Raw genomic sequence first — 26,151 nt, 5'->3', positions numbered from 1 at the left:
GGGCGGGGACCACCAGGTCATTCGTCGGCCGACTCGGCGGGCGGCGGGCCCGCGGGCCGGCCCGCGCTGCGCCTGCGCGGCCTGCGCTCGGGCACCTGGACCGGTACCGGGGCGGTGTAGTCGACGACCGGCGCCGCCGGCTCCTCCGAGCTGCTGAGCACGAACACCGCGCCGGTGCTGTCCGCGGCCGGAGCGGCGGCCGAGCGGGCCACACGGCGGCGCCGGGCCGGGCGGGCCGGGATGCCGTTCTCCGATTCGGCGGTGACCGGCTCGGCGGGTGCGGGCTCCTCAGCTGCCGCAACGGTGGGCTCGGCGGGTGCGGTCGCGACCGATTCACCGGCGGTCTCCGTGACCGCAGCCGGTTCGGCAGGTTCCGCGGCCTCGGGCTGCTGGTCCCCGGCGGGCTGCTCAGCGGCGGAAACCACGGGAGCCTCGGGCTGGGCGACCGGTTCCGTGGCGACCGATTCGGCCATAGCCGCGGCAGGAGATGCCGGCTCGACAGCCGAGACCTGCTCAGCTGTTGAGGCCTGCTCCGCCGGAACGGGCTCCGCCGCCGCAGCCGGTTCGCTGACGACGACCGCTGCCTCAGCCGCGGGTGCCGCGGCCGAGCGGGCCACCCGCCTGCGCCGAGTCGAGCGCGTCCGGGTGGTGCCGTTCTGTCCGGCGGCGACCGGCTGCGCGGCCGGTTCGGCACCGGCTTCCTGCGCCTGCTCGGTGGCGGCAGCCTGCTCGGCGACGGCAGCCTGCTCGGCCACCGCCTGCTCGGCGACATCGGCGGGCTCCGCCGCGGTCTCCGCCTCGGCAACCCCGGCGTCCTCGGCCTGGTGCGCCGCCATCGCCAGCGCGACCGGATGGGCACGCTTGGCGGCGGCCTCCTCCTCGCTCACTTCCGCCACCGCGGGCTGCGCCGGTGCGGTGGCAGCGGCGGCGGCCTTGTCGCGGCCGCGGCGCCGGCGGGAACCGGATTCGCGTCCGCGCCCGGCGCCGTCCTCGGCAGCACTCGGCTCGACCGGGTAGGTGTGCACCAGGATGCCGCGGCCGTGGCAGTGCTCGCAGGTGGTGGAGAACGCTTCGACCAGGCCGGTGCCCAGCTTCTTGCGGGTCATCTGGACCAGGCCGAGCGAGGTGACCTCGGAGACCTGGTGCCGGGTGCGGTCGCGGCCCAGCGCCTCGGTGAGCCGGCGCAGCACCAGGTCACGGTTGGATTCGAGCACCATGTCGATGAAGTCGACGACGATCATGCCGCCGATATCGCGCAACCGCATCTGCCGCACGATCTCCTCGGCGGCCTCGAGGTTGTTGCGGGTGACCGTCTCTTCCAGGTTGCTGTTGCCCGACCCGGTGAACTTGCCGGTGTTGACGTCGATGACGGTCATCGCCTCGGTGCGGTCGATGACCAGCGTGCCGCCCGAGGGCAGCCACACCTTGCGGTCGAGCGCCTTGGCCAGCTGCTCGTCGATGCGGTAGGCCTCGAAGACGTCGATACCGTTGTTCTCGTGCCGCGACACCCGGGCCAGCAGGTCCGGCGCAACCGTGCGGATGTAGGTCTCCACCGTGCTCCAGGACCGTTCGCCCTCGATGACGAGCTTGGAGAAATCCTCGTTGAACAGGTCGCGGATCACCTTGACCAGCAGGTCCGGCTCTTCGTAGAGCGTCTTCGGTGCGCCGGAATCCTGTTCGGCGGCCTTCTCGATGGTGCGCCAGGTGGCCTGCAACCGCTCGACGTCGCGGGCCAGTTCGGCTTCGCTGACGCCCTCGGAGGCGGTGCGGATGATCACGCCGGCGTCGGCGGGCACGATCTCGCGCAGGATCTCCTTGAGCCGCTTGCGCTCGGTGTCGGGCAGTTTGCGGCTGATCCCGGTGGAGGTGCCGCCGGGCACGTACACCAGGAAGCGGCCGGCCAGGCTGATCTGGGTGGTCAGGCGGGCGCCCTTGTGACCGACCGGATCCTTGCTGACCTGCACCAGCACCTGATCGCCCGGCTTGAGCGCCTGCTCGATCTTGCGTTCCTTGCCGCCGAGCCCGGCAGCCTCCCAGTTCACCTCACCGGCGTAGAGCACGCCGTTGCGGCCGCGGCCGATATCGACGAACGCCGCCTCCATGCTCGGCAGCACGTTCTGCACCTTGCCGAGGTAGACGTTGCCGACCATGGACGCCTGGCCGGTGCTGGTGACGAAGTGCTCGACCAGGATGTTGTCTTCCAGCACCGCGACCTGGGTGGCGGTGGGGTGACCGGGGAACTCCTTCTCCCGCACCACCATGACCCGGTCGACGGATTCGCGGCGGGCCAGGAACTCCGACTCGGTGAGGATCGGCGGACGACGCCGTCCGGCCTCGCGGCCGTCGCGGCGGCGCTGGCGCTTGGCCTCGAGCCGGGTGGACCCGGTGATGCCCTGCACCTCGTCGACGGCGCGGGTGCGGCTCTTGTTGCGCGGTTCGCGCTCGTGCACGACCGTGTTCGGCGGATCGTCGTCGGCCGGTTCGTTCTCGCCGCCCTCGCCGGCGACCTTGCGCCGCCTGCGCCTGCGCCGCCTGCGGGTGGAACCCTCGGGCGAGCCGTCCTCGCCCTCGTCGGCGGACTCGGCCTCGGCCTGCTTGGCGTCCTCGGATTCGGCCTCGGCGGCCTCCTCGGTGGCGGTGTCCTTGTCGCGGGCCTCGTCCTTGTCGCGGGCGCCGCGTTCGTCGGTGTCGTGCTCGTCGTCGGCGTCGGTGTGCTGTTCACCGCGACCCCGGCCGCGGCCGCGGCGGCCACGACGACGGCGACGCGGCTGATCATCGGACTCGGTCTGCTCGCCGGTGTCCTGCTCGTCGGCGGATTCGTCCTCGACGTCCTCGGCCTGGGTGGCGGCCTCGTCGGCGCGCGGGGTCTCGGACTCGACGCGACGGCGCTTCTTGCGCAGCTCCTCGGCGGCAGCGGCGTCCGGCGACAGGAACAGCGGCGCGGCCACGACCGCGGATTCGAACACGACCGGCTCGACGACCGGCGGCTCCTCCTGGATCGGGCTGGCGAACAGGCCGCCGGGCGGGCTGAAGGCCGGCGGGGTGGAGAACAGGTCGGCGCCCGGCGTTTCGGGCTGGGCGGTGACCGGCTCGGCCTGCGTGGTGACGGGCTCGGCCGTCACGGCGGGCTCTGCCCCGGCGGGGCTCGACGGCTCGACCGGCGCCGGTTCGGTGGTTTGCTGGGTGGTGTCCGTCGGCGGTGGTTCGGCGGCGGGCTCGGCGGCTGGTTCGGCGAGCGCGTCGCGCACCGACTCCGCGACCGCGCGGTCGACGTTCGATTGGGGGCTGCGCGCGTCGGAGCCGAGCTCACCCAGCTTGGCCAGGATGCGCTTGCTCGTTACTCCCAGACGTTTGGCCAGCGCATGAACTCGGATTCGCTCCGGCAATTGATCGGCATCCTGTGATGTTGTGTCCAGCGGCTCTTGATCGGCCACGAAGTCTCCTCGGGCCCCCGGGCGCGTTCCTCCCGGAAGGGAGTGACGCGGCCGACGCGGGGGCGCTGTTCCGTACGCCTCGCGCGGTTGGCACGAGGTCAATGGTCTCGCCCCGCGTGCCCGGTTATCTCCATGTCGATCGTCGTTCGGGCTAACTGGTCACGCGGCGCCTGGCTGTATGGCTGAACTCCGTGGTGTGAGCGTTCATCCAGCGTGCCGACGCGAACGAGTTACCGCGCCGCGGCAGCGATGATCGGCATCGAACCTCGGGGTGTCATCCGGTTACGACCGCTATCGGTTGCAACCAGTTGCCAGTATCCCACACCGTGCGCCGAGGGTTCGCCATCGGCGCAACAGCGTGCGGTCTCGATCGACGGAAAGGGAGCTCGATTCAGGCCGGGAACTCGGGAAACCAGAGGGCGATTTCCCGCTTGGCCGACTCCGGCGAGTCGGATCCGTGCACCAGGTTCTCCTGGGTTTCCAGGGCGAAATCGCCGCGGATGCTGCCGGTGGCGGCCTTTTCCACCGGGTCGGTGCCGCCGGCGATCTGCCGGAACGCCGCGATCGCGCGCGGACCTTCGAGCACGGCCGCGACGACCGGACCGGAGGTGATGAACTCGATCAGCGAGCCGTAGAACGGCTTGCCCGCATGTTCGGCGTAGTGCTCGCCGGCCAGCTCATCGGACACCTGCTTCAGCTCGAGCGCGGCAATCTTCAGCCCCTTGCGCTCGATCCGGTTCAGCACCTCACCGACGAGGCCACGGGCCACACCGTCCGGCTTGATGAGGATCAACGTCTGCTCAGTCACGGCGACAGCGTAACGGTCTGCTCCCCCACCCTCCCAACCAGCGCCTCAGCCCGGATGCACCCAGGAGCGGTCGGTCCGGGTCAATTCCACGAACCCGCACTGCGTCAGCAACCCGAGCTCCGGGTCTCCGGGCTCGCTGTAGGTGATCAGCCGGTCGATCCCGCCCAGCCGCAACCAGTCCGCGACCTGCCCGTACAGCCAGCGCAGCACATCCGGTTCGCCGTCCCCCCGGCAGACATCGGCCCAGCCGCCCAGCCGCGATATCCGCTCGGGCTGGGTGAGGTTGGTGTCGATCTCCAGATGGCCGAGGTCGTGGCCGTCGCGTTGGGCGATGAATCGGGTGCCGAGCTCGCCCATCACCCGGCGCACCTCGAGATCGGTGCGGTGCGGGCGCGGGATCGTGTCGGTCTCGGCGAGCAGCAGCAACTCGACGCTCGACTCGTCGGACCGCGTCCAGCCGTTGCGTTCCAGGATCGCCCGCAGGTGCGGCCACTGCTCGGACAGGCCATAGGCGGCGAAGGTGGGCAGGCTGCCGCTGAAGTACCGGGACCGGACCTGCCAGCGGGCGAGCTGAGCCAGGCAGGCGGTCATCAACGCGTCGGCGGCCGCGTCGATCGGGCGTGGGCTGCCGTCGTCGCCGACGGTAGGCCGGTTCCAGGCGAGGAACCATTCGACCGTCCCGGCCTCGCGAAAGCTGTCGGTGACGTGGTCGCCGGAGTCGTAGCGCAACAGGTGCGCGGCAGCGACGAGTTCGCGGTCCTGTTCGGCGACGAGGGTGACCCGTTCGGTCACCCACGGATCGAGGATGACCTCGTCGGGGCGCCGCTCCAGGCTGCTCAACATGGTGTTGACCGAGATGGAGACGCCGGGAACCACGGCGGCGATGTGGGTGTTGGCCAGCCGGGTGAGCTGGTCGCGATCATCGCGGCGGAACGGGCGGATGAGAAAGGAAGGCATGGCGAATCTCCAGGACGCTCGATGGGATGCATCGGGATCCGCCAGGGGGACGGTACGGCGTCACTGTAGCAATGGAGGCCGTAGCCCGCCAACGTGTTTCCGGTCCGGCTCAGTCGGTGCGCTGGATGCGCTGGCTGGGCAGGACGCCGAGGTCCATGCGGCGTTTGACGTCGTTGCGCAGGATCAGGATGAACGCCCAGACGATGGCGAAGAGGATGCCGATGACGCCGATGGAGACGTGGATGAAGGCGCCCGCGATCACCAGGACTTGCAGGCCCAGGTTGAACGGGACCGCCCAGGGGCGCCGTTGCAGGCCCGCACCCAGAATCATCACCACGGCCAGCGTCACCAGGTAGGTGCCCGACAGCCAGCTGACGCCGCCGCCGACATCGGCGACCACCGGGAGCGCGAGCAGCACCACGATGGCCTCGAGGACGAGCGTGCCCGCCATCACCCCGCGCAGCCCCTTCCACGGGTCCGGCGGAGCGGGTGCGGGCTGCGCACCGCTCGGTTCGGCCGCGGCCTGCGGATCGTCATCCGGGCGCGGGTCGGATTCGCTCATCGTCTGCCTCCTCGGCACAATCTGCCGCTGTCTCGACCTCGGGCGCCCTCCGTGGTGACGCACGCTGCCGCCTCCGGGCGCTGACCGATCAGGCTGTATCGACCGCGGCGTGCTCGGGCGCCCTCCGTGACGCACGCTGCCACTCCGGGCTGACCGCTCACGCCGGTTCCTTACCGAACAGCGCGCGTGCGGCTCCCGCCGTCACCACCGACCCGGTCACGATGACGCCGGCGCCGGAGACCATCTCCCCGGTATCGGCGACGTCCTCGGCGATCGCGATCGCGGTCTCCAGGGCATCGGGCAGGGTGTAGGCCGGGACGACGCGTTCGTCGCCGAAGCGCTGCACCGCGAGATCGGTGAGCGAATCGACGTCGAGGGCGCGCGGGGAGCCGTTGGTGGTGACCACGATCTCGTCGAACACCGGCTCCAGCGCCTCCAGGATGCCCGCGGCGTCCTTGTCGCCGAGCACCGCGACCACGCCGACCAGCTTGCGGAAGTCGAACTCACTGGTCAGGGTCGCCGCCAGCGCCTTGGCACCGGCCGGGTTGTGGGCGGCGTCGATGAAGATGGTGGGCGCGCTGCGCATCCGCTCCAGGCGGCCCGGACTGGTGACGCTCGCGAATCCGGCACGCACGGCGTCGACATCGAGCTGACGTTGCGCGCCCGCACCGAAGAACGCCTCCACCGCCGCCAGCGCCAGCACCGCATTGCGGGCCTGATGTTCGCCGTGCAGTGGCAGGAAGATCTCGTCGTACACCCCGCCCAGGCCCTGCAGCTCCAGCTGCTGACCGCCGACGGCGATCTTGCGCGCCAGCACCCGGAATTCGGCGCCTTCGCGGGCTACCGCGGCGTCCACCTCGACGGCGCGGCGCAGCAGCACATCCATCGCCTCGGGGTCCTGTTCGGCGATGACGGCCACATTGTCGCGCGGGATCAGGCTCTCCGGCGCGCGCTTGATGATCCCGGCCTTCTCCCGCGCGATGGCGGTGAGGTCGGGGCCGAGGTATTCGGTGTGGTCGAGCCCGATCGGCGTGATGACCGCGACCTGTCCGTCGATGACGTTGGTCGCGTCCCAGGTGCCGCCCATCCCGGTTTCCACCACCGCGACGTCGACCGGAGCCTCCGCGAAGGCCGCGTACGCCATGCCGGTGAGCACCTCGAACTTGCTCATGGCCGGCCCGCCCGCGGCCGCCGACTGCTGATCGATCATCTCGATATAGGGCGCCAGCTCGCGATAGACCTCGACGTAGCGCGCGGGCGTGATGGGCGCGTTGTCGATGCTGATCCGCTCGGTGGCCAGTTGCAGGTGCGGGCTGGTGATGCGGCCGGTGCGCCGGTGCAGAGCGGTGAGCAGTGCGTCGATCATCCGGGTGACCGAGGTCTTGCCGTTGGTGCCCGCGATGTGGATCGCAGGATAGCTCTGCTGTGGTGAGCCGAGCAGATCCATCAGGGTGGCGATGCGGGTCAGCGACGGTTCGATCTTGGTTTCCGGCCAGCGCCGGTCGAGTTCGGCCTCGACCAGCGCCATTTCCGCCAGATCCACCGGCGACGGCCCGGAGCCGAGCGGCGCGCCGGTGCCGTGCTGCGGCTCCGGTTCGGCGTTGCCGGCTTCGCGGGCGAAGTCGGGGCCGTCGGTCTCGTCGGGGCCGGTCACTTGCCGCTCAGTTCGGCGAGCCGGGCGCTGATGCGCTCCACCTCGGCGGCGGCCACATCGCGGCGGGTCCGGATCTTGTCGACGACCTGCTCGGGCGCCTTGGCCAGGAAGGCCTCGTTGCCGAGCTTGGCGGTGGTGCCGGCCAGTTCCTTCTGGGCGGCGGCCAGGTCCTTTTCCAGACGGCGGCGTTCGGCGTCGAGGTCGACCGCGCCGGAGGTGTCGAGTTCGACGGTGACGGTGGCGCCGCTGAGACGGACCTCGACCGCGGCAGTGGCGGCGAAATCGTCTCCGGGCGCGGTGAGCCGGGCCAGATCGGCGATGGAACGTTCGAGCTCGCTGAGTCCGGCGGCGTCCATACCGATCAGCTTGGCCGCGACCTTCTGCTTGTCGGCCAGCCCCTGATCACTGCGGAAGCGCCGGATCTCGGTGACCAACCGCTGGGTGTCGGCAATCCGCTGGGCCGCATCCTGATCGGCGGCCTGGCCGGTGGCCTGCGGCCAGTCGGCGATCACGACCGACTCACCGCCGGTGAGCGCGCGCCACAGCGATTCGGTGACGAACGGGATCACCGGGTGCAGCAGCCGCAGCACGGCGTCGAGCACCGAACCGAGCACGGTGCGGGTGGATTCGGCGCGGGCGTCGTCGGCAGCGAACTGCACCTTGGACAGTTCGAGGTACCAGTCGCACAGCTCATCCCAGGCGAAGTGGTACAGCGCCTCGCAGGCCTTGCCGAATTCATAGGCGTCGAAGGCCGCGTCGACCTCGGCGCGCACCTCGTCGAGCCGGTCGATGATCCACAGATCGGCGTCGGTGAGGGTGGCGCGGTCGGGCAGTTCGCCGGACCGGGCGCCGTTCATCAGCGCGAACTTGGTGGCGTTGAACAGCTTGGTGACGAAGCTGCGCGAGGCCAGGGCGTGCGGTTCGCCGACCGACAGGTCGCCGCCGGGTTGTGCGCCGCGGGCCAGGGTGAAACGCAGCGCGTCGGCGCCGTAGGCGCTGATCCACTCCAGCGGGTCGATGCCGTTGCCGCGCGACTTCGACATCTTCTTGCCGAACTGGTCGCGGATCAGCCCGTGCAGGAAGACGTCCTTGAACGGCACCTGCCTGGCATCGCCCTTGCCCGCAGTGATGACGTGGTCCTCGGCCACATAGGTGCCGAACATCATCATCCGGGCCACCCAGAAGAACAGGATGTCGTAGCCGGTGACCAGAACGCTTGTGGGATAGAACTTTTCCAGCTCGGGACTGTTGTCCGGCCATCCCATGGTGGAGAACGGCCACAGGCCGGAGGAGAACCAGGTGTCGAGCACGTCGGGGTCCTGCACCCAGCCCTCGGGCGGGGTCTCGTCGGGCCCGACGCAGACGATCTCGCCCTCGGGGCCGTACCAGATGGGGATGCGGTGGCCCCACCACAGCTGCCGGGAGATGCACCAGTCGTGCATGTCGTCGACCCAGTCGAACCAGCGCGGTTCCTGGCTGGCGGGATGGATGACAGTATCGCCGCCGCGCACCGCGTCGCCGGCGGCCTTGGCCAGCGACTCGACCTTGACCCACCACTGCATCGACAGTCGCGGCTCGATCGGCTCACCGCTGCGCTCGGAGTGGCCGACGCTGTGCTGGTACGGGCGCTTCTCGGCGACGACGCGGCCCTCGGCGGCCAGGCGTTCACGCACCTTGACCCGGGCCTCGAAGCGGTCCATGCCGTCGAATTCGGTTCCGGTACCGGCGATTCGGCCGCGCTCGTCCATGATGGTCGGCATCGGCAGGTTGTGCCGCAGACCCATCTCGAAGTCGTTGGGGTCGTGCGCCGGGGTGATCTTGACGGCGCCGGAACCGAACTCGGGGTCGACGTAGTCGTCGGCGATCACCGGGATCTGCCTGCCGGTGATCGGGTGTTCCAGGGTGGTGCCGATCAGCGCCTGGTAGCGCGGGTCCTCCGGGTGCACGGCGACGGCGGTGTCGCCGAGCATCGTCTCCACGCGGGTGGTGGCGACGATCACGTGCGGTTCGTCGTCGCGCAGCGAGCCGTAGCGCAGCGACACCAGCTCACCGTCGACGTCTTCGTATTTGACCTCGATATCGGAGATGGCGGTGCGCAGTTCCGGCGACCAGTTGACCAAACGCTCGGCTCGGTAGATGAGCCCGGCGTCGTAGAGCCGCTTGAACATGGTCTGCACCGCGCGCGAGAGGCCCTCGTCCATGGTGAAGCGGTCGCGGCTCCAGTCGACGCTGTCGCCGAGCGCGCGCATCTGCCACTGGATGGCGCCGCCGGATTCGCGCTTCCAGTCCCAGACCTTCTCGATGAACAGCTCGCGGCCGAAGTCCTCTTTGGTCTTGCCGTCGACGGCGAGCTGCTTTTCCACCACGGTCTGGGTGGCGATACCGGCGTGGTCCATGCCGGGCAGCCACAGCACCTCGTAGCCCTGCATGCGCTTGCGACGCGCGAGCAGGTCCATCAGGGTGTGGTCGAGGGCGTGGCCCATGTGCAGGTTGCCGGTGACGTTGGGTGGCGGCAGCACGATCGAGTAGCCGGGCTTGCCGCTGGCCGGGTCGGCCGTGAAGTAACCGGCCGCTACCCAGCGCTCGTACATCTCGGCCTCCACCTCGCCGGGGTTCCAGCTCTTGGGGAGGGCATCGGCACGATTACGCGTGTTGTCTGGGGCTGCGCTGGTCACCCCGCGATTCTAGTGGTCGGCGCGAACCGTCCGACGCAGGGGCGACGACGCCGCGGACCGAGCTCGGATCGGAGCGGTGCCCGGAAAAAAACACCGGCGGAGTCTTCGGTGGATGAGGGACACCGAAGACTCCGCCTACACCCGAGAGCTTACCGCCGATCGCAGGGGCGATACCGAATCCATATGGAATTCTCAGCTTCGGTTTTCGCCCGGATTGGTCACACCCGGTTGCCGAATCGGACATTACTGACAACTCTGGAAGAGTGAACCCCCGGCTCGAACCGTCCGTTGCTCTTCCCCTCGAATCCCCTGTGCCCGCTACGGATTCCGTGCTGCTACCGCACCGGGTCCACGATCTACGCGGCCGGGCGGTCGGCGAATTGCGGTATCCGCCCACGGCGGTGCTGGTTTTCGCCGGTGTTCCCGGCGCCGGAAAGAGCACGGCGCTGCGGGCGTTGTTCGGTTCCACGGCCGAGGCCGAGCAGCCGCCCGCCGGTCCGGGCGGGTCGGTGGTGCTCGATTCACAGCATTCGCGCAACTCGTGGCGCCACCGGCTGGGCCGGTTACCGTACCCGCTGTGGCGGCCGGTGGTGCATATCGCGCACTACACCCGCATCCGGAACGCGTTGCGCGACAATGCCGGTCCGGTGGTGGTGCACGATTGCGCCACCTTCGGCTGGGCGCGGCGGATGCTGGCGCGCTGGGCGGCTGCGCGCGGACGGGAACTACATCTGATCCTCATCGACGTGCCCGCGACCATCGCCCGCGCGGGCCAGTACACCCGCGGACGACGGGTCAACGGGTTCTTCTTCCGGTTGCACTGTGTGCGCTGGCAGCGGCTGTTGCGGGCGGTGGACGCGGGACCGATCACCGATCCGGCGCCGGCGTCGATCGTCATCGCCGACCGGGAGACCGTGGGCGGGATGCGGCGGGTGAGTTTCGCGGCCTGAGCGACGGGTCGCTCACCGGCTGCGGCCGGGTCCTCCGCCTAAGCACAGCAGACGCTCGCCCGCCGACGCGTCTCGACGGAGCGCATCGCCCCTGTAGCTGGGCGCCTACTCGGGTACGAGGATCGACAGGGCGCCGGGCACCGCGCGCAGGGTGATCGGCAACGTGCCCACCGGTTCCCCATCGGCGGTCGCCGGCGCGCCCGGAGCGGTGAGCGTGATCCGCTGCGCCCGGTAGTGCGAGACCGCCGGATGGTCGATCCGTTTCCCGGAGGCCAGGGCGGGCAACAGCCGCAGCATGTTCAGCCGGGAGACCGCGCGCACCACGGTGACGTCGAGCAGCCCGTCGTCGACCACGGCGTCCGGGCAGACCAGCATCCCGCCGCCGTAGGTGCGGGTGTTGCCGACCGCGACCAGCATGGCGTCGGTCTCAACCACGGTGCCCGGCTGGGCCGCTGCGTCCGAGAGTTCGATCCGGTACGGCGTCGCGGCCCGGCTCGCGAGTTCGGCCAGTGCGGCCACGGTGTAGCGCAGCGGACCCTTGGGCCATCGCAACCGGTTGGCGCGCAAGGTGACTCGCGCATCGAAACCGGTGCCGGTGATGGTGGCGAACCACATCGGTGCGGCGTCGGTGCGCTCGATCAGTCCGAGGTCGATGGTGCGCGCCTGCCCACCGAGCACCACGTCGGCGGCGGCCACCGGGTCGTCGTTCGGGATGCCGAATTCGCGGGCGAGATCGTTGCCGGTGCCGCCGGGGATCAGGCCGATCGGGGTACCGGTTTCCGCCAGCGCCTCGAGCATCACCGACACCAGACCGTCGCCGCCCGCGCAGACCACCGCGTCCGGGGGCTGCGGCCCGGTCACCGCGGCGCGCACCAATCGGACCGATTCGGCGGCCGAGGGCGCGCGGATCTCGGTGACCTCCACGCCGCATTCGGCCAGCCGGGCGATGGCGGCCGCGGCGACGTCATGGCCCTTGCCCATCCCCGACAGCGCGTTGGTCACCACCGTGACCGTGCGGATCTCGCGCCGCGACTGCGTCGTCATGGGATCAGCTTGCCCGGATTGAGGATGCCCGCGGGGTCGATCTCCCGTTTCACCGCGCGCAGCACCCGTACGCCGAGGTCGCCGATCTCGTCCGGGATCCACGCGCGGTGGTCGGCGCCGACGGCGTGATGGTGGGTGATGGTGCCGCCGGCGGCGATGATCGCGTCACCCGCGGCCCGCTTGGCGGCCTGCCACTGGGCCAGCGGATCGTCGAGCAGCTTGGCGATAACGGTGAAGTACAGCGAGGCGCCGGTCGGGTAGGTGTGCGAGATATGGCACATCACCAGCGCCGGAGTGCCCTGGGCGGTGAGCGATTCGGTGAGCGCCGCGGTGACCTTCGCCTTGAGGTTCGACAGGTTCGACCAGGTGGTCGCGGTTTCCAGGGTCTCGCAGAGCACGCCGGCGTCCAGCAGCGAATCCCGCAGATACGGCGCCGAGAAACGCCCGCTCTCCCACTCCCGGGCCGGCAGCTCGCCCAGCACCGTGCCACCCGCGGCCGACAGCAGCGCACCGGCCTCGAGCCCGCGCGCGGCCACATGCATCTCGGTGCCCTCGAAGGTGGTGATGGCCAGGCAGCCGCTCACCGCTTCGCCACCGATATCGGCGGTGCGGGCCAGGTTGACGCCGGTCTCCATCTCGTCGGACAGCCGCAGCACCGTCGGCGCCGCGCCGGCCTGGACGACCGCTCGCAGCGCGGCCGCGCCGGTCTCGAAGTCCGGGAACGACCAAGCCTGGTAGGCAATGGTTTCCGGCACCGGATGCACGCGCACCGTGACCTCGGTGATGATGCCGAGTGCGCCTTCGGAGCCGACGAACAGCTCGCGCAGATCGGGTCCCGCCGCCGACGCGGGGGCGCGGCCGAGTTCCAGCGTGCCGGTCGGGGTGGCGATCTTGAGGGCCTGCACCATGTCGTCGAAGCGGCCGTAGCCCGCCGAGGCCTGCCCCGACGAGCGGGTGGCCGCGAAACCGCCGATGCTGGCGAATTCGAAACTCTGCGGGAAGTGGCCGAGCGAGAGCCCGTGCGCGCCGAGCAATTCCTCCGCGCGCGGACCGGTCACACCGGCTCCCAGGGTGGCGGTGGCACTGACCGGATCGACCGCATGCAGGGCATTCAACCTGCGCAGATCCACCGAGATCACGGCGGCGAACGCACCGCGGATCGGGTCGAGCCCGCCGACGACACTGGTCCCGCCACCGAACGGGACCACCGCGATACCGGCCTCGGCGCAGTAGGACAGCACGGCGGCGACCTCGTCGTGGCCGGCCGGGAACACCACCGCGTCGGGCGCGTCCTGCGGCCCCTCGGCGCGCCGGCGCAGCAGGTCGGGAGTGCTTTTGCCGCCCGCGTGCAGCAGCCGGTCGTGGTGGTCGGTCGAGACATGCTCGGCACCGACCACCGCGGCCAGCCCGTCGCGCGCAGCCGGCGGCAATGCCGAATCGCGCAGCGGCACGTCACCCTCATCGCGGCGTGCCACGGTGTCGCCGGACACCCCGAACACCTGCTTCAGCAGGCCACGGATCTGCGCCGACAGCGGCTTGTGTCCAGCGGGAGCGCCCCAGGCGTCCCACACCATACTCGTCGGGAGCGCTGTGTCGTCCGGGTTCGCGAAGGGATCCGGCTCGGCGGGCGGCTGCGTATCGACCATGCGTTACAGTTTGACATAGACTGTCAAGCAGTAACCGACGAAACGTGTATTACTGCGTGACGACCGAGTCGCCACGCCCCGACCCCGGGTGGTGAACCCATGACCGTCGCCGATGAGCCCGGCGCCGAGCCCTCGGCCATAGACCGCTCCATCCTCGATGCCGCGCGCGCCTGCGTCGCGGAGTTCGGGGTGCGGCGCACCACGCTCACCGAGGTCGCACGGCGCGCCGGGGTGAGCAGGCCCACCGTGTACCGGCGCTGGCCGGATACCGGCTCGCTGGTGGCCGATCTGCTGGTGCGCGAATTGGGTGACATCCTCGCCACCGCCATCCCCGCCGACGGCGTGGTGCGGCAGCGCCTGGTCGACGGCATCGTCGCCGGCGCGGCCGCGGTGCGCGCGAACCCCTTGTTCCGCAAGATCTTCCGCGCCGACACCGACCTGATGCTCACCTACGTCTTCGGCAGGCTCGGCCGCAATCAGCGCCATCTGATCGACCTGTTCACCGCAGCGATCCGGGAGGGCCACGCGGATGGATCGGTCCGCGACGGTGATCCCGCACAGATGGCGACGATGCTGCTGCTCATCGCGCAATCGGTGGTGCAGTCGGCGGAGACGGTGTCGGGGCTGCTCGACGGCGCCGCCCTCGACACCGAGCTGGCCCGCGCCGTCGACGGCTATCTGGCTCCCCGACCGGCCTCCTGCGATGCCACACCGAGCGCCCCGGCCGACCCCGGCACCGTGTCCGACCGACGACAAGGACTGTGATGACACGCAATTCGGCACGCACCGGCGACTCGGCGCTCAACGCGCACCGGCGCCGGCGCGAACTCGCGGCGCTCGGCGACGCGGAGCAGATCGACGTGTTGGTGATCGGCGGCGGCGTAACCGGAACCGGTGTCGCGCTCGACGCCGCGTCCCGTGGACTGCGCACCGTGCTGGTGGAACGGCACGATCTGGCGTTCGGTACCAGCCGGTGGAGTTCCAAACTGGTGCACGGCGGGCTGCGGTATCTGGCCGGCGGGCACGTCGGGATCGCGCATGAGAGCGCGGTGGAGCGCGGCATCCTGATCCGCACCACGGCACCGCATCTGGTGCGTCCGCTTCCGCAGCTGGTGCCGTTGCTGCCGGAGTTGGGGATGGCGCAGAGCGCGCTGGTGCGGGCCGGTTTCCTGGCCGGTGATCTGCTGCGCCGGGGCGCGGGCACACCGGCGAGCCTGCTGCCACGTTCGCGGCGAGTCGCGGCGGCCGAGGCGCTGCGACTGGCGCCCACGGTGCGCCGGGACGGGCTGCGCGGCGGTCTGACGGCGTGGGACGGGCAGCTGGTGGACGACGCGCGACTGGTGGTGGCGCTGGCGCGCACCGCCGCGGCGGCCGGTGCCTCGGTACTCACCCGCGTCGAGGTGACCGCTGCCACCGGCGATTCCGCGACGCTACGGGATACCCGCACCGGCGAGACGCTGAGCGTGCGCGCCCGTGCCGTCGTCAACGCCACCGGCGTGTGGGCCGATCAGGTCGACCCGAGTATCGAACTGCGGCCCAGCCGGGGCACCCACCTGGTCTTCGACGCCGCCGCCTTCGGCGGATTGAGCGCCTCGCTGACGGTGCCGGTGCCGGGCAGCACCAGCCGTTTCGTCTTCGCCTTCCCCGCCGCGCACGGCCGTGTCTACCTGGGCCTGACCGACGAGGACTCCCCCGGCCCGGTGCCCGACGAACCCCGGCCGACCGACACGGAGATCGATTTCCTGCTCGACACCATCAACCCCGCTCTGCGGGAACCGCTGACCCGCGCCGACATCCGCGGCAGCTACGCCGGACTGCGCCCGCTACTGAAAACCGGCACCGACAGCACCGCCGACATCTCCCGCGAACACGCCGTCCTGCACTCCCCCGACGGCCTGATCACCATCGTCGGCGGCAAGCTCACCACCTACCGCAAGATGGCCGAGGACACCGTCGACGCCGCCGTCACACACGCCGGCCTCACCGCGGGCCCCTGCCGCACGAAGCGGCTGCCGCTGGTCGGCGCCGTCTCCGGCGCCGCCCGCGACAAGATCGCCGCCCCGCCCCTGCTGGTCGAACGCTACGGCTCGGAAGCAACCGCCGTGCTCGCCCAGACCGACGCCGACCCGGCCCTGCTCGAACCGGTGGCCCCCGGAATCGACGTCACCCGAGCGGAATTCGCCTGGGCGATCTCCCACGAAGGCGCCCTCGGCCCCGCCGACCTCCTCGACCGCCGCACCCGCATCGGACTCGTCGCGGAGGACCGCGCGGCCGCACTGCCCGCTGCGGAAGAGGCGCTCGCAGCGGAGAGAACCGACTAGCTATCCGATCGCAAGGGGCGTGAGGATCATTCGCACGCCGTGCTCGGTAGACCGAGTGCTCAGTGCGCGGTCCAGCCCGCGACCTCGGCGCGCATGCACGCCCGGGGCCATCGGTCCAGTCCGTGCGCGGCTTCGGCGGCGCGAATGGCCCGCAGGCCCGGGGTTTCCTCCTCGGCGGACAGGTAGCGGAAGCCCATTCGCTGGTAGTACGGGCCGTTCCATTCGACCTCGGTGAACGTGGTCAGGGTGAGCGCGGGCAGGGCCCGATCCTGGGCCCACCGGGCCGCGTGGTCGATCAGCCGGCGGCCGATCCGCAGGCCCGCGTGTGTGGGGTGCACCGAGACCTGCTCGATGTGGGCGTTGCCATCCACGACGGCCAGGACCAGGTACGCGACGGGCACCCCGGCGTCGGTCCACACCCAGGCACGTCCGGCATCGGCGAACTCGCGCAAGGTCTCGATGCTCGGCGGCTCGTCATCGGCGACCGCCGTCATCCCGATCTCGGCGAACGGCGCGCCCGCCGCCCGTTCGATGTCCTGAAGCAGGGGAAGGTCGGACGGGACGGTGGCACGCATCACCGGCCCAACGGTAGTCGCGGGCGAGCAGTGATCGCGGGCTGGTGCGGGTCGGCTGCGCGAACCTCCGCCTCTGCCCCGAGCCGCAGGGGCCGGCAGGACCGGCCGCACAGGCACCCGAGCCGACCGGCCGCGATGGCCCCAGTGAGCGACACGACCACGGTCCCGCAAGTCACCAGCGCGGGTCATCCCGCTGGTCGCCGACTTCCACCTGCACCGATGCCCGTCCGCACGTGCGCCACCGAACCTCGCGGCACTCAACCGTCCCGCCGACGGTCTTCATCCCCCGGTCCGACACTCGAACGACCTCTATGCTGGACCCCGTGGTGCGCCAGGAAGGAGGCGCGAGTGCGCGGCAGATCATCCACAGTCGGCGTCGCGCCAGGCGATGGCCTGGTGGCGCGCTTCGACGACGTCATCATCTACATCGGCGGCGAAACCGCCTCCACCGAGCGGATTCTCGGTGCGGTGGAGGCAGTGGCGGAGACCGAACATCCGGGTGCGGCCATTGCCCAGCGGCTGGCGGCAGTGGTGTTCGGAGCGGGATCCGCACCGCCGCCGTTCGGCGTACTCGCCCCCACCGATGACGGCACGCTGGTGTTGTTGCGCGGCGCCGTGGCCGCCATGATCGACGGCGCCGAGGGAGCTCGGCGACTCACCGGTTCCCGAGCATTCACCTGGGTGGACGAGATCGTCCGTGAACCTTTCCGCACCATCGCGATCGGCCCTGATGCCAGCAGCCGGCTCGCCGAGCATCCACGCACCGATCTGCGCGCCGGCGTGGTTCCCGGTGGTGGATTCGTGTTGCGCGCGGGCGTTCGGCGCAGTGGTCGTCAGCCCGCCGGCCGCGTGGCGCGTTCCGACGCGACACCGGGCGAGCCACCCGCCACCGCCCCGGCCGGCTTCGCCGTCGCCGACGCCGAACCCGACCCGCACCCTCCGACCAGCGCGGCACCGCCGGTGGCCAACACCCCGTCGGCCCCCGCCCGGCACCGCGCGAACCCGCGGCCCGATGGCACCCAGGCCATGTCGCTGGCCTGGTCGCAGGCCCCGGGCACGCTGCGCTCGGATCCGCCGGAACCGGTGGCGCTGCACAAACCAGGACCACAGGAAACGGTCCGCCGACGCCCACGCCTGGCCGTCGGAGCCGCACCGAGCACACCAGCCGCGGGCGTGTTGCTCGCCGAGGACGGCGCCACCTATCCGCTGGATCGTCCGTACGTCATCGGCCGGGGCCCCTCCGCCGACGAGTCGGTGCGCCGCGCCACCGCGGCCCCGATCGTGCTGCAACGCGACCGCCACATCTCGCGGGTCCATGCCTATGTGTCGGTGAGCAACGGCAAGGTCTTCGTCCGCGACGCAGGCACCGCGTCGGGCACCTTCCTGGCCACACCCGATTCGCCGGAGTGGGCACGCCTCGGCCGCACCCCCACCGAACTGCCGCCCGGCGGCCGGATCCGGATCAGCGAACGGGTACTGACCTACCAACCCGGACCCGACCCGGCCGCCGCCGACGCAACCGGGTAGGCCCCGGCCGCTCACCCTTCGCTCGCGCCCGGCGTGAGCCGGGGCACAATGGGCGCATGCACCGCAAAGGACCGGCCGAGGATATCGATGAGTCCGCCCTGACGGTGACCGCGCCGAAACAGCAGGCGGCCGGCGTCACCGCGGTCGGCGTCGCGCTGAAGCGGGCGGTCGAGGACATGGGTGTGGCGCGCACGGCCCGCACGCTGGTGCGGCTCAATCAGGTCGACGGGTTCGACTGCCCCGGCTGCGCCTGGCCCGAACCCACCGGTCATCGCAGGCCCGCCGAGTTCTGCGAGAACGGCGCGAAGGCGGTCGGCGAGGAAGCCACGCTGCGCACCGTCACCCCGGAATTCTTCGCCGCGCACTCGCTCACCGAACTGGCGGGCAAGTCCGGGTACTGGCTGGGCAGGCAGGGCCGGCTGACCCACCCGATGGTGCTGCGCCCCGGCCAGGATCACTACGTCCCCATCGATTGGGACGACGCCTACCAGCTGATCGCCGATCACCTCAACGCCCTCGCCACCCCCGACGAAGCGGTCTTCTACACCTCCGGCCGCACCGCCAACGAGACCGCGTTCCTCTATCAACTGCTGGTGCGCAGCTTCGGCACCAACAACCTGCCCGACTGCTCGAATATGTGCCACGAATCCTCCGGCACCGCGCTGACCAGCTCGATCGGCATCGGCAAGGGCTCGGTGACCATCGACGATTTCGCCGCCGCCGATCTCATCATCGTGGCCGGCCAGAACCCGGGCACCAACCATCCGCGCATGCTCAGCGCCCTGGCCGATGCCAAAGCGGCGGGGGCCCGCGTCATCGCGGTCAACCCGCTGCCGGAAACCGGGCTGATCGGCTTCCGCGACCCGCAGACGATCCGCGGCCTCACCACCGGGGTCCCCATCGCCGACGATTTCCTCCAGATCCGGCTCGGCGGCGATATGGCGCTGTTCCAGGGCCTGGGCAAGTTGCTGTTCGAGGCCGAGGACCGCGCGCCGGGCAGCGTCGTCGACCGGGCCTTCGTCGACGCGCACACCGCCGGGTTCGCCGAATACGAAAAGCAGGTCCGCGCCGTCGATCTCGGCATCGTCGAACAGGCCACCGGCCTCAGCCGCGAACAGCTCGACCGCACCGCCCGCCTGTTCGCCGAATCCGAGCGGGTCATCATCTGCTGGGCCATGGGTTTGACCCAGCAGTCCCATGGTGTGGCGACCATCGAAGAGGCCACCAACCTGCTGCTGATGCGCGGCATGATCGGCAAACCCGGCGCCGGTGTGTGCCCGGTGCGCGGACACTCCAATGTGCAGGGCGACCGCACCATGGGCATATGGGAGAAGATGCCCGAAACCTTCCTGGCCGCGCTGGAGCGCGAGTTCGGCATCACCGCGCCGCGCGCACACGGCCTGGACACGGTGAACGCCATCCGCGCCATGCGCGACGGTAAGGCGCGCGTGTTCTTCGGCATGGGCGGCAATTTCGTCGCCGCCACCCCCGACACCGAGGTCACCGAGGCGGCCTTGCGCGCCTGCGATCTCACCGTGCAGGTCTCCACGAAACTCAACCGCAGCCATGTCGTGCACGGGGCCACCGCCCTGATCCTACCCACCCTGGGCCGCACCGACCTGGATCTGCAAGACGGGGTGAAACAGCAGGTCTCGGTGGAGGATTCGATGTCGATGGTGCATCTGTCCACCGGCAGGCTGCACCCGGTGAGCGAGCACCTGCGCAGCGAGGTCGCCATCGTCTGCGAGCTGGCCCAGCAGCTGTTCGGCCCCGGCCATCCGGTGCCGTGGGCCGAGTTCCGCCGCGATTACGACCGCATCCGCGACGCCATCGCCCGCGTGGTGCCCGGCTGCGCCGACTACAACCGCAGGGTCCGGCAGCGCAACGGCTTCGTGCTGCCGCATCCGCCGCGCGATGCCCGCGAATTCCGCACCGCCACCGGCCGCGCCAACTTCGCCGTCAACGAGCTCAGCTGGCTGCCGGTGCCGCCGGGCCGGCTGATCCTGCAAACCTTGCGCAGCCACGACCAGTACAACACCACCATCTACGGACTCGAGGATCGCTATCGCGGGATCCACGGCGGCCGCCGGGTGGTGCTGGTCAATGCCGGCGACCTCGCCGAACTCGGCTTCGCCGACGGTGAACTGGTCGATCTGGTCTCGGAGTGGAGCGACGGCGTCGAACGCCGGGTCGAGGGCTTCCGCCTCGTCGCCTACTCCACTCCGCGCGGCAATGCCGCCGCCTACTACCCGGAGACCAACCCGCTGATCCCGCTCGATCATGTGGCGGCGAGATCGAACACGCCGGTGGCCAAGGCGGTCACCATCCGGCTGGAGCGGGCAACCTCATGAGCCGGGTCACCGCGCGCCGCCGGATGCAGCGCGTCTCCTCCACCGGCCTGGTGCAGCGGCCCGACACCTTGGCAGTCGAGGAGCCGCTGGAGATCCGGGTGGACGGCGCCTCACTGACCATCACCATGCGCACACCCGGCAGCGATATCGACCTGGTGCACGGATTCCTGTTCGCCGAGGGCATCATCGACGCGGTCGACGACATCCTCGCCGCCCGCTACTGCGCAGGCACCGACGACGAGGGCCGCAACACCTACAACGTCCTCGATGTCACGCTGCGCACGCCCGCCCCGGTCAAGGCCAGAAACTTCCTGACCACCAGCGCCTGCGGGCTGTGCGGGAAATCCGCGCTCGACGAGGTCCGCACCCGGACCCGCTTCCCGCTGCCGACACCGGCCGCAATGATCGGGGTCGAGGTGCTCGCCGGGCTGCCCGACGCGCTGCGCGCGGAGCAGTCGGTGTTCGATGCCACCGGCGGTCTGCACGCGGCGGGGCTGTTCACCGCCGACGGCTCCGTGCTGGCGGTCCGCGAAGACATCGGCCGCCACAATGCCGTGGACAAAGTTGTCGGCTGGGCGGTGCGTGAAGCGCGGATCCCGGCCGGCGATCTGGTGCTGGTGGTGAGTGGCCGCGCTTCCTTCGAACTGGTGCAGAAGGCCGTCATGTCCGGCATCCCGCTGTTGGCGGCGGTCTCGGCGCCCAGTTCCTTGGCGGTCGACCTGGCCGCCGAATCCGGTCTCACCCTGGCGGGGTTCGTGCGGGGCGAGACCATGAACATCTACACCCATCCGGACCGGATCATCACCGACTCCTCGGCGCATTCCCGGCCCGCCTGAGCGGGGTCTACACGGTGCACGAGCGGTAAAACGCTCGCGCCGACCTGAGCGTCCGTCGCGGAGAGCTCATCGCGCGGACGCTCAGCGCCGGTTTCTCAGTCGGCGAGGGCCTCGAGCAGGGCGGCGCGCTGGCGTGCGCCCAGACCGCCGATGCGGCGGTCCTCGGGGATCTCGGCCTGGTCGAGCAGCTTGGCCGCCTTGACCGGGCCTACACCGGGAAGGGCCTTGATGACGGCCGCGACCTTCGTCTTCTTGACCAGGTCGTCGGAGTCGGCCTTTTTCAGCAGATCAGCCACTGAGACCTTGCCCGACTTCACCTTGCCGATCAGTTCGGAGCGCGCCTTGCGGACCGCCGCCGCTTTGGCCAACGCTTCAGAGCGCTGTTCCGCGGTCATGGTAGGCAGTGCCATGTCTCCTCCGCTTTCACTCGTCACTCGAACATCTGACTCGAACATCTGGTTGACCGGACCGATTCAACATCACCGTACCGACAAGGTACGCCCGACACACCGGGGAAGAACCCGGTGGATACCGCAGGTTGTACCCAGTGACGCCGCGTAACGGCAGGGCCGCGCGCACCGACACATCAGCAGAAGCACCCGCACGGATCAAGGTTCAACGGCGAACCAGGGAGATCAAAGGCGCTCTCCGGCACCGGGCGCGGACGGAATTGCACCGGCCGTCACCGTGTCCCAGCGGGTGGGGTGAAGGGGTAGGTCCGTTCCCGCCTCGGCGGGACCAGCGGGCTGATATCGTGCCGAACTAGAACACGTTTCATTTCGGCAGGAGTTCCCATGGCACGGCAGATCCGCGATGTGGTCGAGCAGTACGTCAAACTGGTCGGCAGCGGCCCCACCGACGACATCGTCGCGCTCTATGCGCCGGACGCGATCGTCGAGGACCCGATCGGCACCCCGCCGAAGCAGGGCCACGACGCGATTCGCGAGTTCTACAACATCCTGGCAAACCTGGAGCGCGAAACCTCGATCCATCCCGACACGGTCCGCATCGTCGGCAATCACGCCGCCTTCATGTTCACCCTCGTCACCATCGCCGGTGGGCAGCGCATGACGCTGCACCCGATCGACGTGATGGAATTCGACGACGAAGGCCGCATCACGCGTATGCGCGCCTACTGGGGCCAGGACGACCTGACCATGGAGCCCGCCGGATCCTGATCGTGCGCCGGGCCGCGGCACGGCCCGGCGACGCCTCACACCACGATGCAGGCGTAGCCGATGTGCATGCCCACACCCACCTCCACCTGAACCCACGGCGCGATCTCCTGCGCCGTCGTCGGCTGCACCGCCTGCAGCGTGTGGTGGCCGCGGGTGGTGGGGGTCCAGGTGACCAGCGCGACCCCGTCGGTGGGCGCCACGGTGGCGAACGGCACCCCGTTGTCGTAGAAGGTCACCGGCGTCAACCCCTCGGTGAGCCGGGCACGCACGGTGTACTGACAGGTGGTGCCGTAGTTGGTGATGGGCCCGAACGAGTAGTCCGGCATCACACTGACCTGCGTGACACTGGCGGACGCGGCCGGCGCGGTGACCACCAGGCCGGCGGCCGCCGCGGCGGCGAATGCGGCCGCGGTGGCCAGGGTGCGGGCTCGGAAACGCTTCGACATCGGCCGCTCCTCGTTGTGCGACGCCTGCAAGTGCACCGACCCTACAACGATCGCGCCTGCCGGGAGGCCGTCATCGCCAACTCCGCGCCGAAACGATAAACGGCCCGTCCACAGTGTGGACGGGCCGTTTACGTGCGGAACTCAGGCCGACTTCTCGCGACGCTCGGCACGCTCGCGCTTGCGCGGCACGATGGTGGGCAGCACGTTGTCGTTGACGGTGTCGGCGTCGACAACCACCTTGGCGACGTCGTCGCGGCTGGGGATGTCGAACATCACCTGCTGGAGCACTTCCTCCATGATGGCGCGCAGACCGCGGGCGCCGGTGCCGCGCAGGATGGCCTGATCGGCCACCGCTTCGAGCGCGTCGCGGGTGAACTCGAGGTCGACGCCGTCCATCTCGAACAGCCGGATGTACTGCTTGACCAGCGCGTTCTTCGGCTCGGAGAGAATCTTGACCAGCGAATCCTTGTCCAGGTTGGTCACCGAGGCGACCACCGGGAGGCGGCCGATGAACTCGGGGATCAGGCCGAACTTGATCAGATCCTCGGGCATCACATCGGCGAAGTGGTCGATCGTGTCGACCTCGGCCTTCGAACGCACCTCGGCGCCGAAGCCGATGCCGCGGTGACCGGTGCGGTCGGAGATGATCTTCTCCAGCCCGGCGAACGCGCCCGCCACGATGAACAGCACGTTGGTGGTGTCGATCTGGATGAATTCCTGGTGCGGATGCTTGCGCCCGCCCTGCGGCGGCACGCTGGCCTGGGTGCCTTCCAGGATCTTCAGCAGCGCCTGCTGCACGCCCTCACCGGAGACGTCACGGGTGATCGAGGGGTTCTCGCTCTTGCGGGCGATCTTGTCGACCTCGTCGATGTAGATGATGCCCGTCTCGGCGCGCTTGACGTCGTAGTCGGCCGCCTGGATCAGCTTGAGCAGGATGTTCTCGACATCCTCGCCGACGTAGCCCGCCTCGGTGAGCGCGGTGGCGTCGGCGATGGCGAACGGGACGTTGAGCATCTTGGCCAGCGTCTGGGCCAGATAGGTCTTGCCGCAGCCGGTGGGGCCGAGCATCAGGATGTTGGACTTGGCCAGCTCGACGCTCTCGCCGCGGCTGTCGCGGCCCTTGTCGCCGGCCTGGATCCGCTTGTAGTGGTTGTAGACCGCGACCGCGAGCGTGCGCTTGGCCGTGTCCTGCCCGATCACGTAGTTCTCCAGGAAATCCCGGATCTCGGCGGGTTTGGGCAACTCATCGAGCTTGACCTCGCTGGACTCGGCCAGCTCCTCTTCGATGATCTCGTTGCACAGGTCGATGCACTCGTCGCAGATGTACACCCCGGGTCCCGCAATGAGCTTCTTGACCTGCTTCTGACTCTTTCCGCAGAACGAGCACTTCAGCAGATCGCCGCCATCACCGATGCGCGCCATCTCGTGGGTCCTACTTCCTTGTTCGCGTGCAACCGTCCATCCAGTTGCCAGCTTTCCGCCACCTGTGGAAGGTGTCGTTGAATCCGTCGACGGTATCCGGGTGGTGGTGCAGTGCTGTCAACCGGGAGCAAAGGTCCCTAGGTCGACCGTACCCGGTGTGCGCGAAACTGGTCGACAACTCGCGCATGTTTCTCGCCGGGGTTGTGCGGGTTCTCACCATGATTCGCCCGATACGCCCGGTCGCCGAGCCGTCCGCGACACGCGCAACGATTCAGCAATCGCTGCGTGTCGCAGGCAACCCGCGGCGCCGGGCGGGCGCCGCGGGTGCGCGCATCACTTCTGCGCGCTCAGCTTGCGGTAGTCGAACACCGTATCGATGATGCCGTAGTCCTTGGCATCCTCGGCGGTGAGGATCTTGTCGCGGTCGGTGTCCTTGCGGATGGTGTCGGGATCCTTGCCGGTGTGCCGGGCCAGGGTGGTCTCCATCAACCGGCGCATGCGCTCGATCTCGGCGGCCTGGATCTCCAGGTCAGACACCTGCCCCTGGATGCCACCCTCCAGCGACGGCTGGTGGATGAGCACGCGGGCGTTGGGCAGGCAGGCCCGCTTACCGGGGGTACCGGCGGCCAGCAGCACGGCGGCCGCGGAGGCGGCCTGGCCCAGGCAGACGGTGGCCACATCGGCACGCACATACTGCATGGTGTCGTAGATGGCCATCAGCGAGGTGAACGAGCCACCCGGCGAGTTGATGTACATGGTGATGTCGCGGTCGGGATCGAGCGACTCGAGCACCAGCAGCTGGGCCATGATGTCGTTCGCCGAGGCGTCGTCGACCTGCACGCCGAGGAAGATGATGCGCTCCTCGAACAGCTTGTTGTACGGGTTGGACTCCTTGACGCCGAAGCTCGAGTGTTCGATGAACGACGGCAGGATGTAGCGGGCCTGCGGGCTCGCCGGCGCGATACCGGACAGGCCGGCGCGGGGGTCGATCAGGTTGGCCATCTTCGTCTCCAAAGTCGGTGTGAGGTGAGCAGATTCGCGGCTCAGTTACCGGTGCCGTTCGCCTGGCGAGCGCTGTTGATCACGCGATCGATGAAGCCGTACTCGAGGGCCTGGCTCGCGGTGAACCAGCGGTCGCGGTCGGCGTCGGCGGTCACCTGCTCCACCGTCTGGCCGGTGTGCAGCGCCTGGAGCTCGTTGAGTTCGCGCTTGGTGTGCGCGAGCTGCTCGGCGTAGATCGAGATGTCGGCCGCGCTACCGCCGATGCCCGCCGACGGCTGGTGCATCATGATGCGGGTGTGCGGCAGCGCGTAGCGCTTGCCCTTGGTGCCCGCGGTGAGCAGGAACTGCCCCATCGAGGCGGCCAGGCCGAAGGCGATGGTCGAGATATCGCACTCGGCGTACTGCATGGTGTCGTAGATGGCCATGCCGGCACTGACCGAGCCACCGGGCGAGTTGATGTAGAGCGAGATGTCGCGGCTCGGGTCCTCGGCCGCCAGCAGCAGGATCTGCGCGCACAGCTTGTTGGCGATGTCGTCGTCGACCTGGGTGCCCAGGAAGATGATGCGGTCGCGGAGCAAGCGCTCGTACACCGAATCACTGAGGTTGAGACCAGCAGTCGCGGATGTCATGACCCCTGCCTGGTTGATTGTCACGGATACCTGCCTTCTCTCGCCGGCTCGTTGCTGACACAAACATTAACGAAGCAGGGCGGCACCGAACTCCCGGTACCGCCCTTCTTCGCTCACAGCGCAATCACAGAACC

Annotated in this window: 21 protein-coding genes; 7 read left to right on the top strand and 14 right to left on the bottom strand. The window is 69.8% G+C overall.

The genetic code is table 11. The features are described 5' to 3' along the window. Positions 1-17 precede the first annotated feature (17 nt). From NOCYR_RS07115 to NOCYR_RS07090, 6 genes are all read right to left on the bottom strand, one after another. Entirely contained in the window at positions 18-3,434 is a 3,417-nt protein-coding gene (locus NOCYR_RS07115; protein ID WP_014349678.1) for a translation initiation factor IF-2 N-terminal domain-containing protein, read from the bottom strand. Between the two features lie 391 nt (positions 3,435-3,825). Then, positions 3,826-4,242 (bottom strand): nucleoside-diphosphate kinase, encoded by a 417-nt coding sequence (gene ndk, locus NOCYR_RS07110; RefSeq protein WP_036534584.1) that lies wholly within the window; start codon positions 4,240-4,242, stop codon positions 3,826-3,828. A gap of 45 nt (positions 4,243-4,287) precedes the next feature. After that, positions 4,288-5,199: a hypothetical protein gene (locus tag NOCYR_RS07105; RefSeq protein WP_014349676.1), complete on the bottom strand. Its 912-nt coding sequence runs from the start codon at positions 5,197-5,199 to the stop codon at positions 4,288-4,290. A gap of 109 nt (positions 5,200-5,308) precedes the next feature. Continuing rightward, on the bottom strand, positions 5,309-5,761 hold the full coding sequence (locus NOCYR_RS07100; RefSeq protein WP_014349675.1) for a DUF4233 domain-containing protein: 453 nt from the start codon (positions 5,759-5,761) through the stop codon (positions 5,309-5,311). A 157-nt stretch (positions 5,762-5,918) separates the two neighbouring features. After that, positions 5,919-7,304: a bifunctional tetrahydrofolate synthase/dihydrofolate synthase gene (folC, locus tag NOCYR_RS07095; protein ID WP_416382453.1), complete on the bottom strand. Its 1,386-nt coding sequence runs from the start codon at positions 7,302-7,304 to the stop codon at positions 5,919-5,921. Positions 7,305-7,411: 107 nt separating this feature from the next. Continuing rightward, positions 7,412-10,090 (bottom strand): valine--tRNA ligase, encoded by a 2,679-nt coding sequence (locus tag NOCYR_RS07090; RefSeq protein WP_048833098.1) that lies wholly within the window; start codon positions 10,088-10,090, stop codon positions 7,412-7,414. A gap of 329 nt (positions 10,091-10,419) precedes the next feature. On the opposite strand from NOCYR_RS07090, the gene NOCYR_RS07085 reads away from it, so the two are divergent. After that, complete coding sequence (locus tag NOCYR_RS07085; protein WP_014349672.1) at positions 10,420-11,040, top strand: AAA family ATPase; 621 nt, start codon at positions 10,420-10,422, stop codon at positions 11,038-11,040. 105 nt (positions 11,041-11,145) lie between these two features. Here the strand turns inward: NOCYR_RS07085 and NOCYR_RS07080 are convergent, their stop codons facing one another. Beyond that, positions 11,146-12,084, bottom strand: a complete 939-nt coding sequence (locus NOCYR_RS07080; RefSeq protein WP_014349671.1) for a diacylglycerol kinase — start codon at positions 12,082-12,084, stop codon at positions 11,146-11,148. Next, positions 12,081-13,658 (bottom strand): FAD-binding oxidoreductase, encoded by a 1,578-nt coding sequence (locus tag NOCYR_RS07075; protein ID WP_048833972.1) that lies wholly within the window; start codon positions 13,656-13,658, stop codon positions 12,081-12,083. Before NOCYR_RS07075 ends, NOCYR_RS07080 begins: the two co-directional genes overlap by 4 nt. Positions 13,659-13,829: 171 nt before the next feature. Here NOCYR_RS07075 and NOCYR_RS07070 point away from each other — a divergent pair, with 171 nt between their 5' ends. Beyond that, complete coding sequence (locus tag NOCYR_RS07070) at positions 13,830-14,495, top strand: TetR/AcrR family transcriptional regulator (RefSeq protein ID WP_014349669.1); 666 nt, start codon at positions 13,830-13,832, stop codon at positions 14,493-14,495. Next, positions 14,495-16,051, top strand: a complete 1,557-nt coding sequence (locus tag NOCYR_RS07065; protein ID WP_014349668.1) for a glycerol-3-phosphate dehydrogenase/oxidase — start codon at positions 14,495-14,497, stop codon at positions 16,049-16,051. Before NOCYR_RS07070 ends, NOCYR_RS07065 begins: the two co-directional genes overlap by 1 nt. A gap of 59 nt (positions 16,052-16,110) precedes the next feature. On the opposite strand, the gene NOCYR_RS07060 is transcribed toward NOCYR_RS07065, so the two are convergent. After that, entirely contained in the window at positions 16,111-16,626 is a 516-nt protein-coding gene (locus tag NOCYR_RS07060; protein WP_014349667.1) for a GNAT family N-acetyltransferase, read from the bottom strand. 348 nt (positions 16,627-16,974) lie between these two features. Between NOCYR_RS07060 and NOCYR_RS07055 the strand changes: the two genes are divergently transcribed. The 3 genes from NOCYR_RS07055 to fdhD are packed head-to-tail and all read left to right on the top strand — an operon-like array spanning position 16,975 to position 21,340. Then, positions 16,975-18,153, top strand: coding sequence for an FHA domain-containing protein (locus NOCYR_RS07055; protein ID WP_014349666.1), 1,179 nt, complete (start codon positions 16,975-16,977; stop codon positions 18,151-18,153). A gap of 56 nt (positions 18,154-18,209) precedes the next feature. After that, positions 18,210-20,504 carry an FdhF/YdeP family oxidoreductase gene (locus tag NOCYR_RS07050; RefSeq protein ID WP_014349665.1) on the top strand — a complete coding sequence of 765 codons (2,295 nt, stop codon included), beginning with the start codon at positions 18,210-18,212 and terminating at the stop codon, positions 20,502-20,504. Next, positions 20,501-21,340: a formate dehydrogenase accessory sulfurtransferase FdhD gene (fdhD, locus tag NOCYR_RS07045; RefSeq protein ID WP_014349664.1), complete on the top strand. Its 840-nt coding sequence runs from the start codon at positions 20,501-20,503 to the stop codon at positions 21,338-21,340. Before NOCYR_RS07050 ends, fdhD begins: the two co-directional genes overlap by 4 nt. A gap of 95 nt (positions 21,341-21,435) precedes the next feature. On the opposite strand, the gene mihF is transcribed toward fdhD, so the two are convergent. Further along, entirely contained in the window at positions 21,436-21,750 is a 315-nt protein-coding gene (mihF, locus tag NOCYR_RS07040) for an integration host factor, actinobacterial type (RefSeq protein ID WP_014349663.1), read from the bottom strand. A gap of 384 nt (positions 21,751-22,134) precedes the next feature. Between mihF and NOCYR_RS07035 the strand changes: the two genes are divergently transcribed. After that, positions 22,135-22,518, top strand: coding sequence for a nuclear transport factor 2 family protein (locus tag NOCYR_RS07035; protein WP_014349662.1), 384 nt, complete (start codon positions 22,135-22,137; stop codon positions 22,516-22,518). Between the two features lie 35 nt (positions 22,519-22,553). On the opposite strand, the gene NOCYR_RS07030 is transcribed toward NOCYR_RS07035, so the two are convergent. From NOCYR_RS07030 to NOCYR_RS07015, 4 genes are all read right to left on the bottom strand, one after another. Next, positions 22,554-22,964, bottom strand: coding sequence for an Ig-like domain repeat protein (locus tag NOCYR_RS07030; protein ID WP_014349661.1), 411 nt, complete (start codon positions 22,962-22,964; stop codon positions 22,554-22,556). A 141-nt stretch (positions 22,965-23,105) separates the two neighbouring features. Then, complete coding sequence (clpX, locus tag NOCYR_RS07025; RefSeq protein ID WP_014349660.1) at positions 23,106-24,386, bottom strand: ATP-dependent Clp protease ATP-binding subunit ClpX; 1,281 nt, start codon at positions 24,384-24,386, stop codon at positions 23,106-23,108. 333 nt (positions 24,387-24,719) lie between these two features. Beyond that, positions 24,720-25,388, bottom strand: coding sequence for an ATP-dependent Clp protease proteolytic subunit (locus tag NOCYR_RS07020; RefSeq protein ID WP_014349659.1), 669 nt, complete (start codon positions 25,386-25,388; stop codon positions 24,720-24,722). Positions 25,389-25,429: 41 nt separating this feature from the next. Beyond that, complete coding sequence (locus NOCYR_RS07015; RefSeq protein ID WP_048833091.1) at positions 25,430-26,017, bottom strand: ATP-dependent Clp protease proteolytic subunit; 588 nt, start codon at positions 26,015-26,017, stop codon at positions 25,430-25,432. Between the last annotated feature and the right edge of the window lie 134 nt (positions 26,018-26,151).

This window comes from Nocardia cyriacigeorgica GUH-2, assembly GCF_000284035.1.
In the GTDB taxonomy this organism is placed as follows: domain Bacteria; phylum Actinomycetota; class Actinomycetes; order Mycobacteriales; family Mycobacteriaceae; genus Nocardia; species Nocardia cyriacigeorgica_B.
Note: the sequence above shows the minus strand (reverse complement) of the source record. Positions and strands in the feature narration are given on the sequence as shown.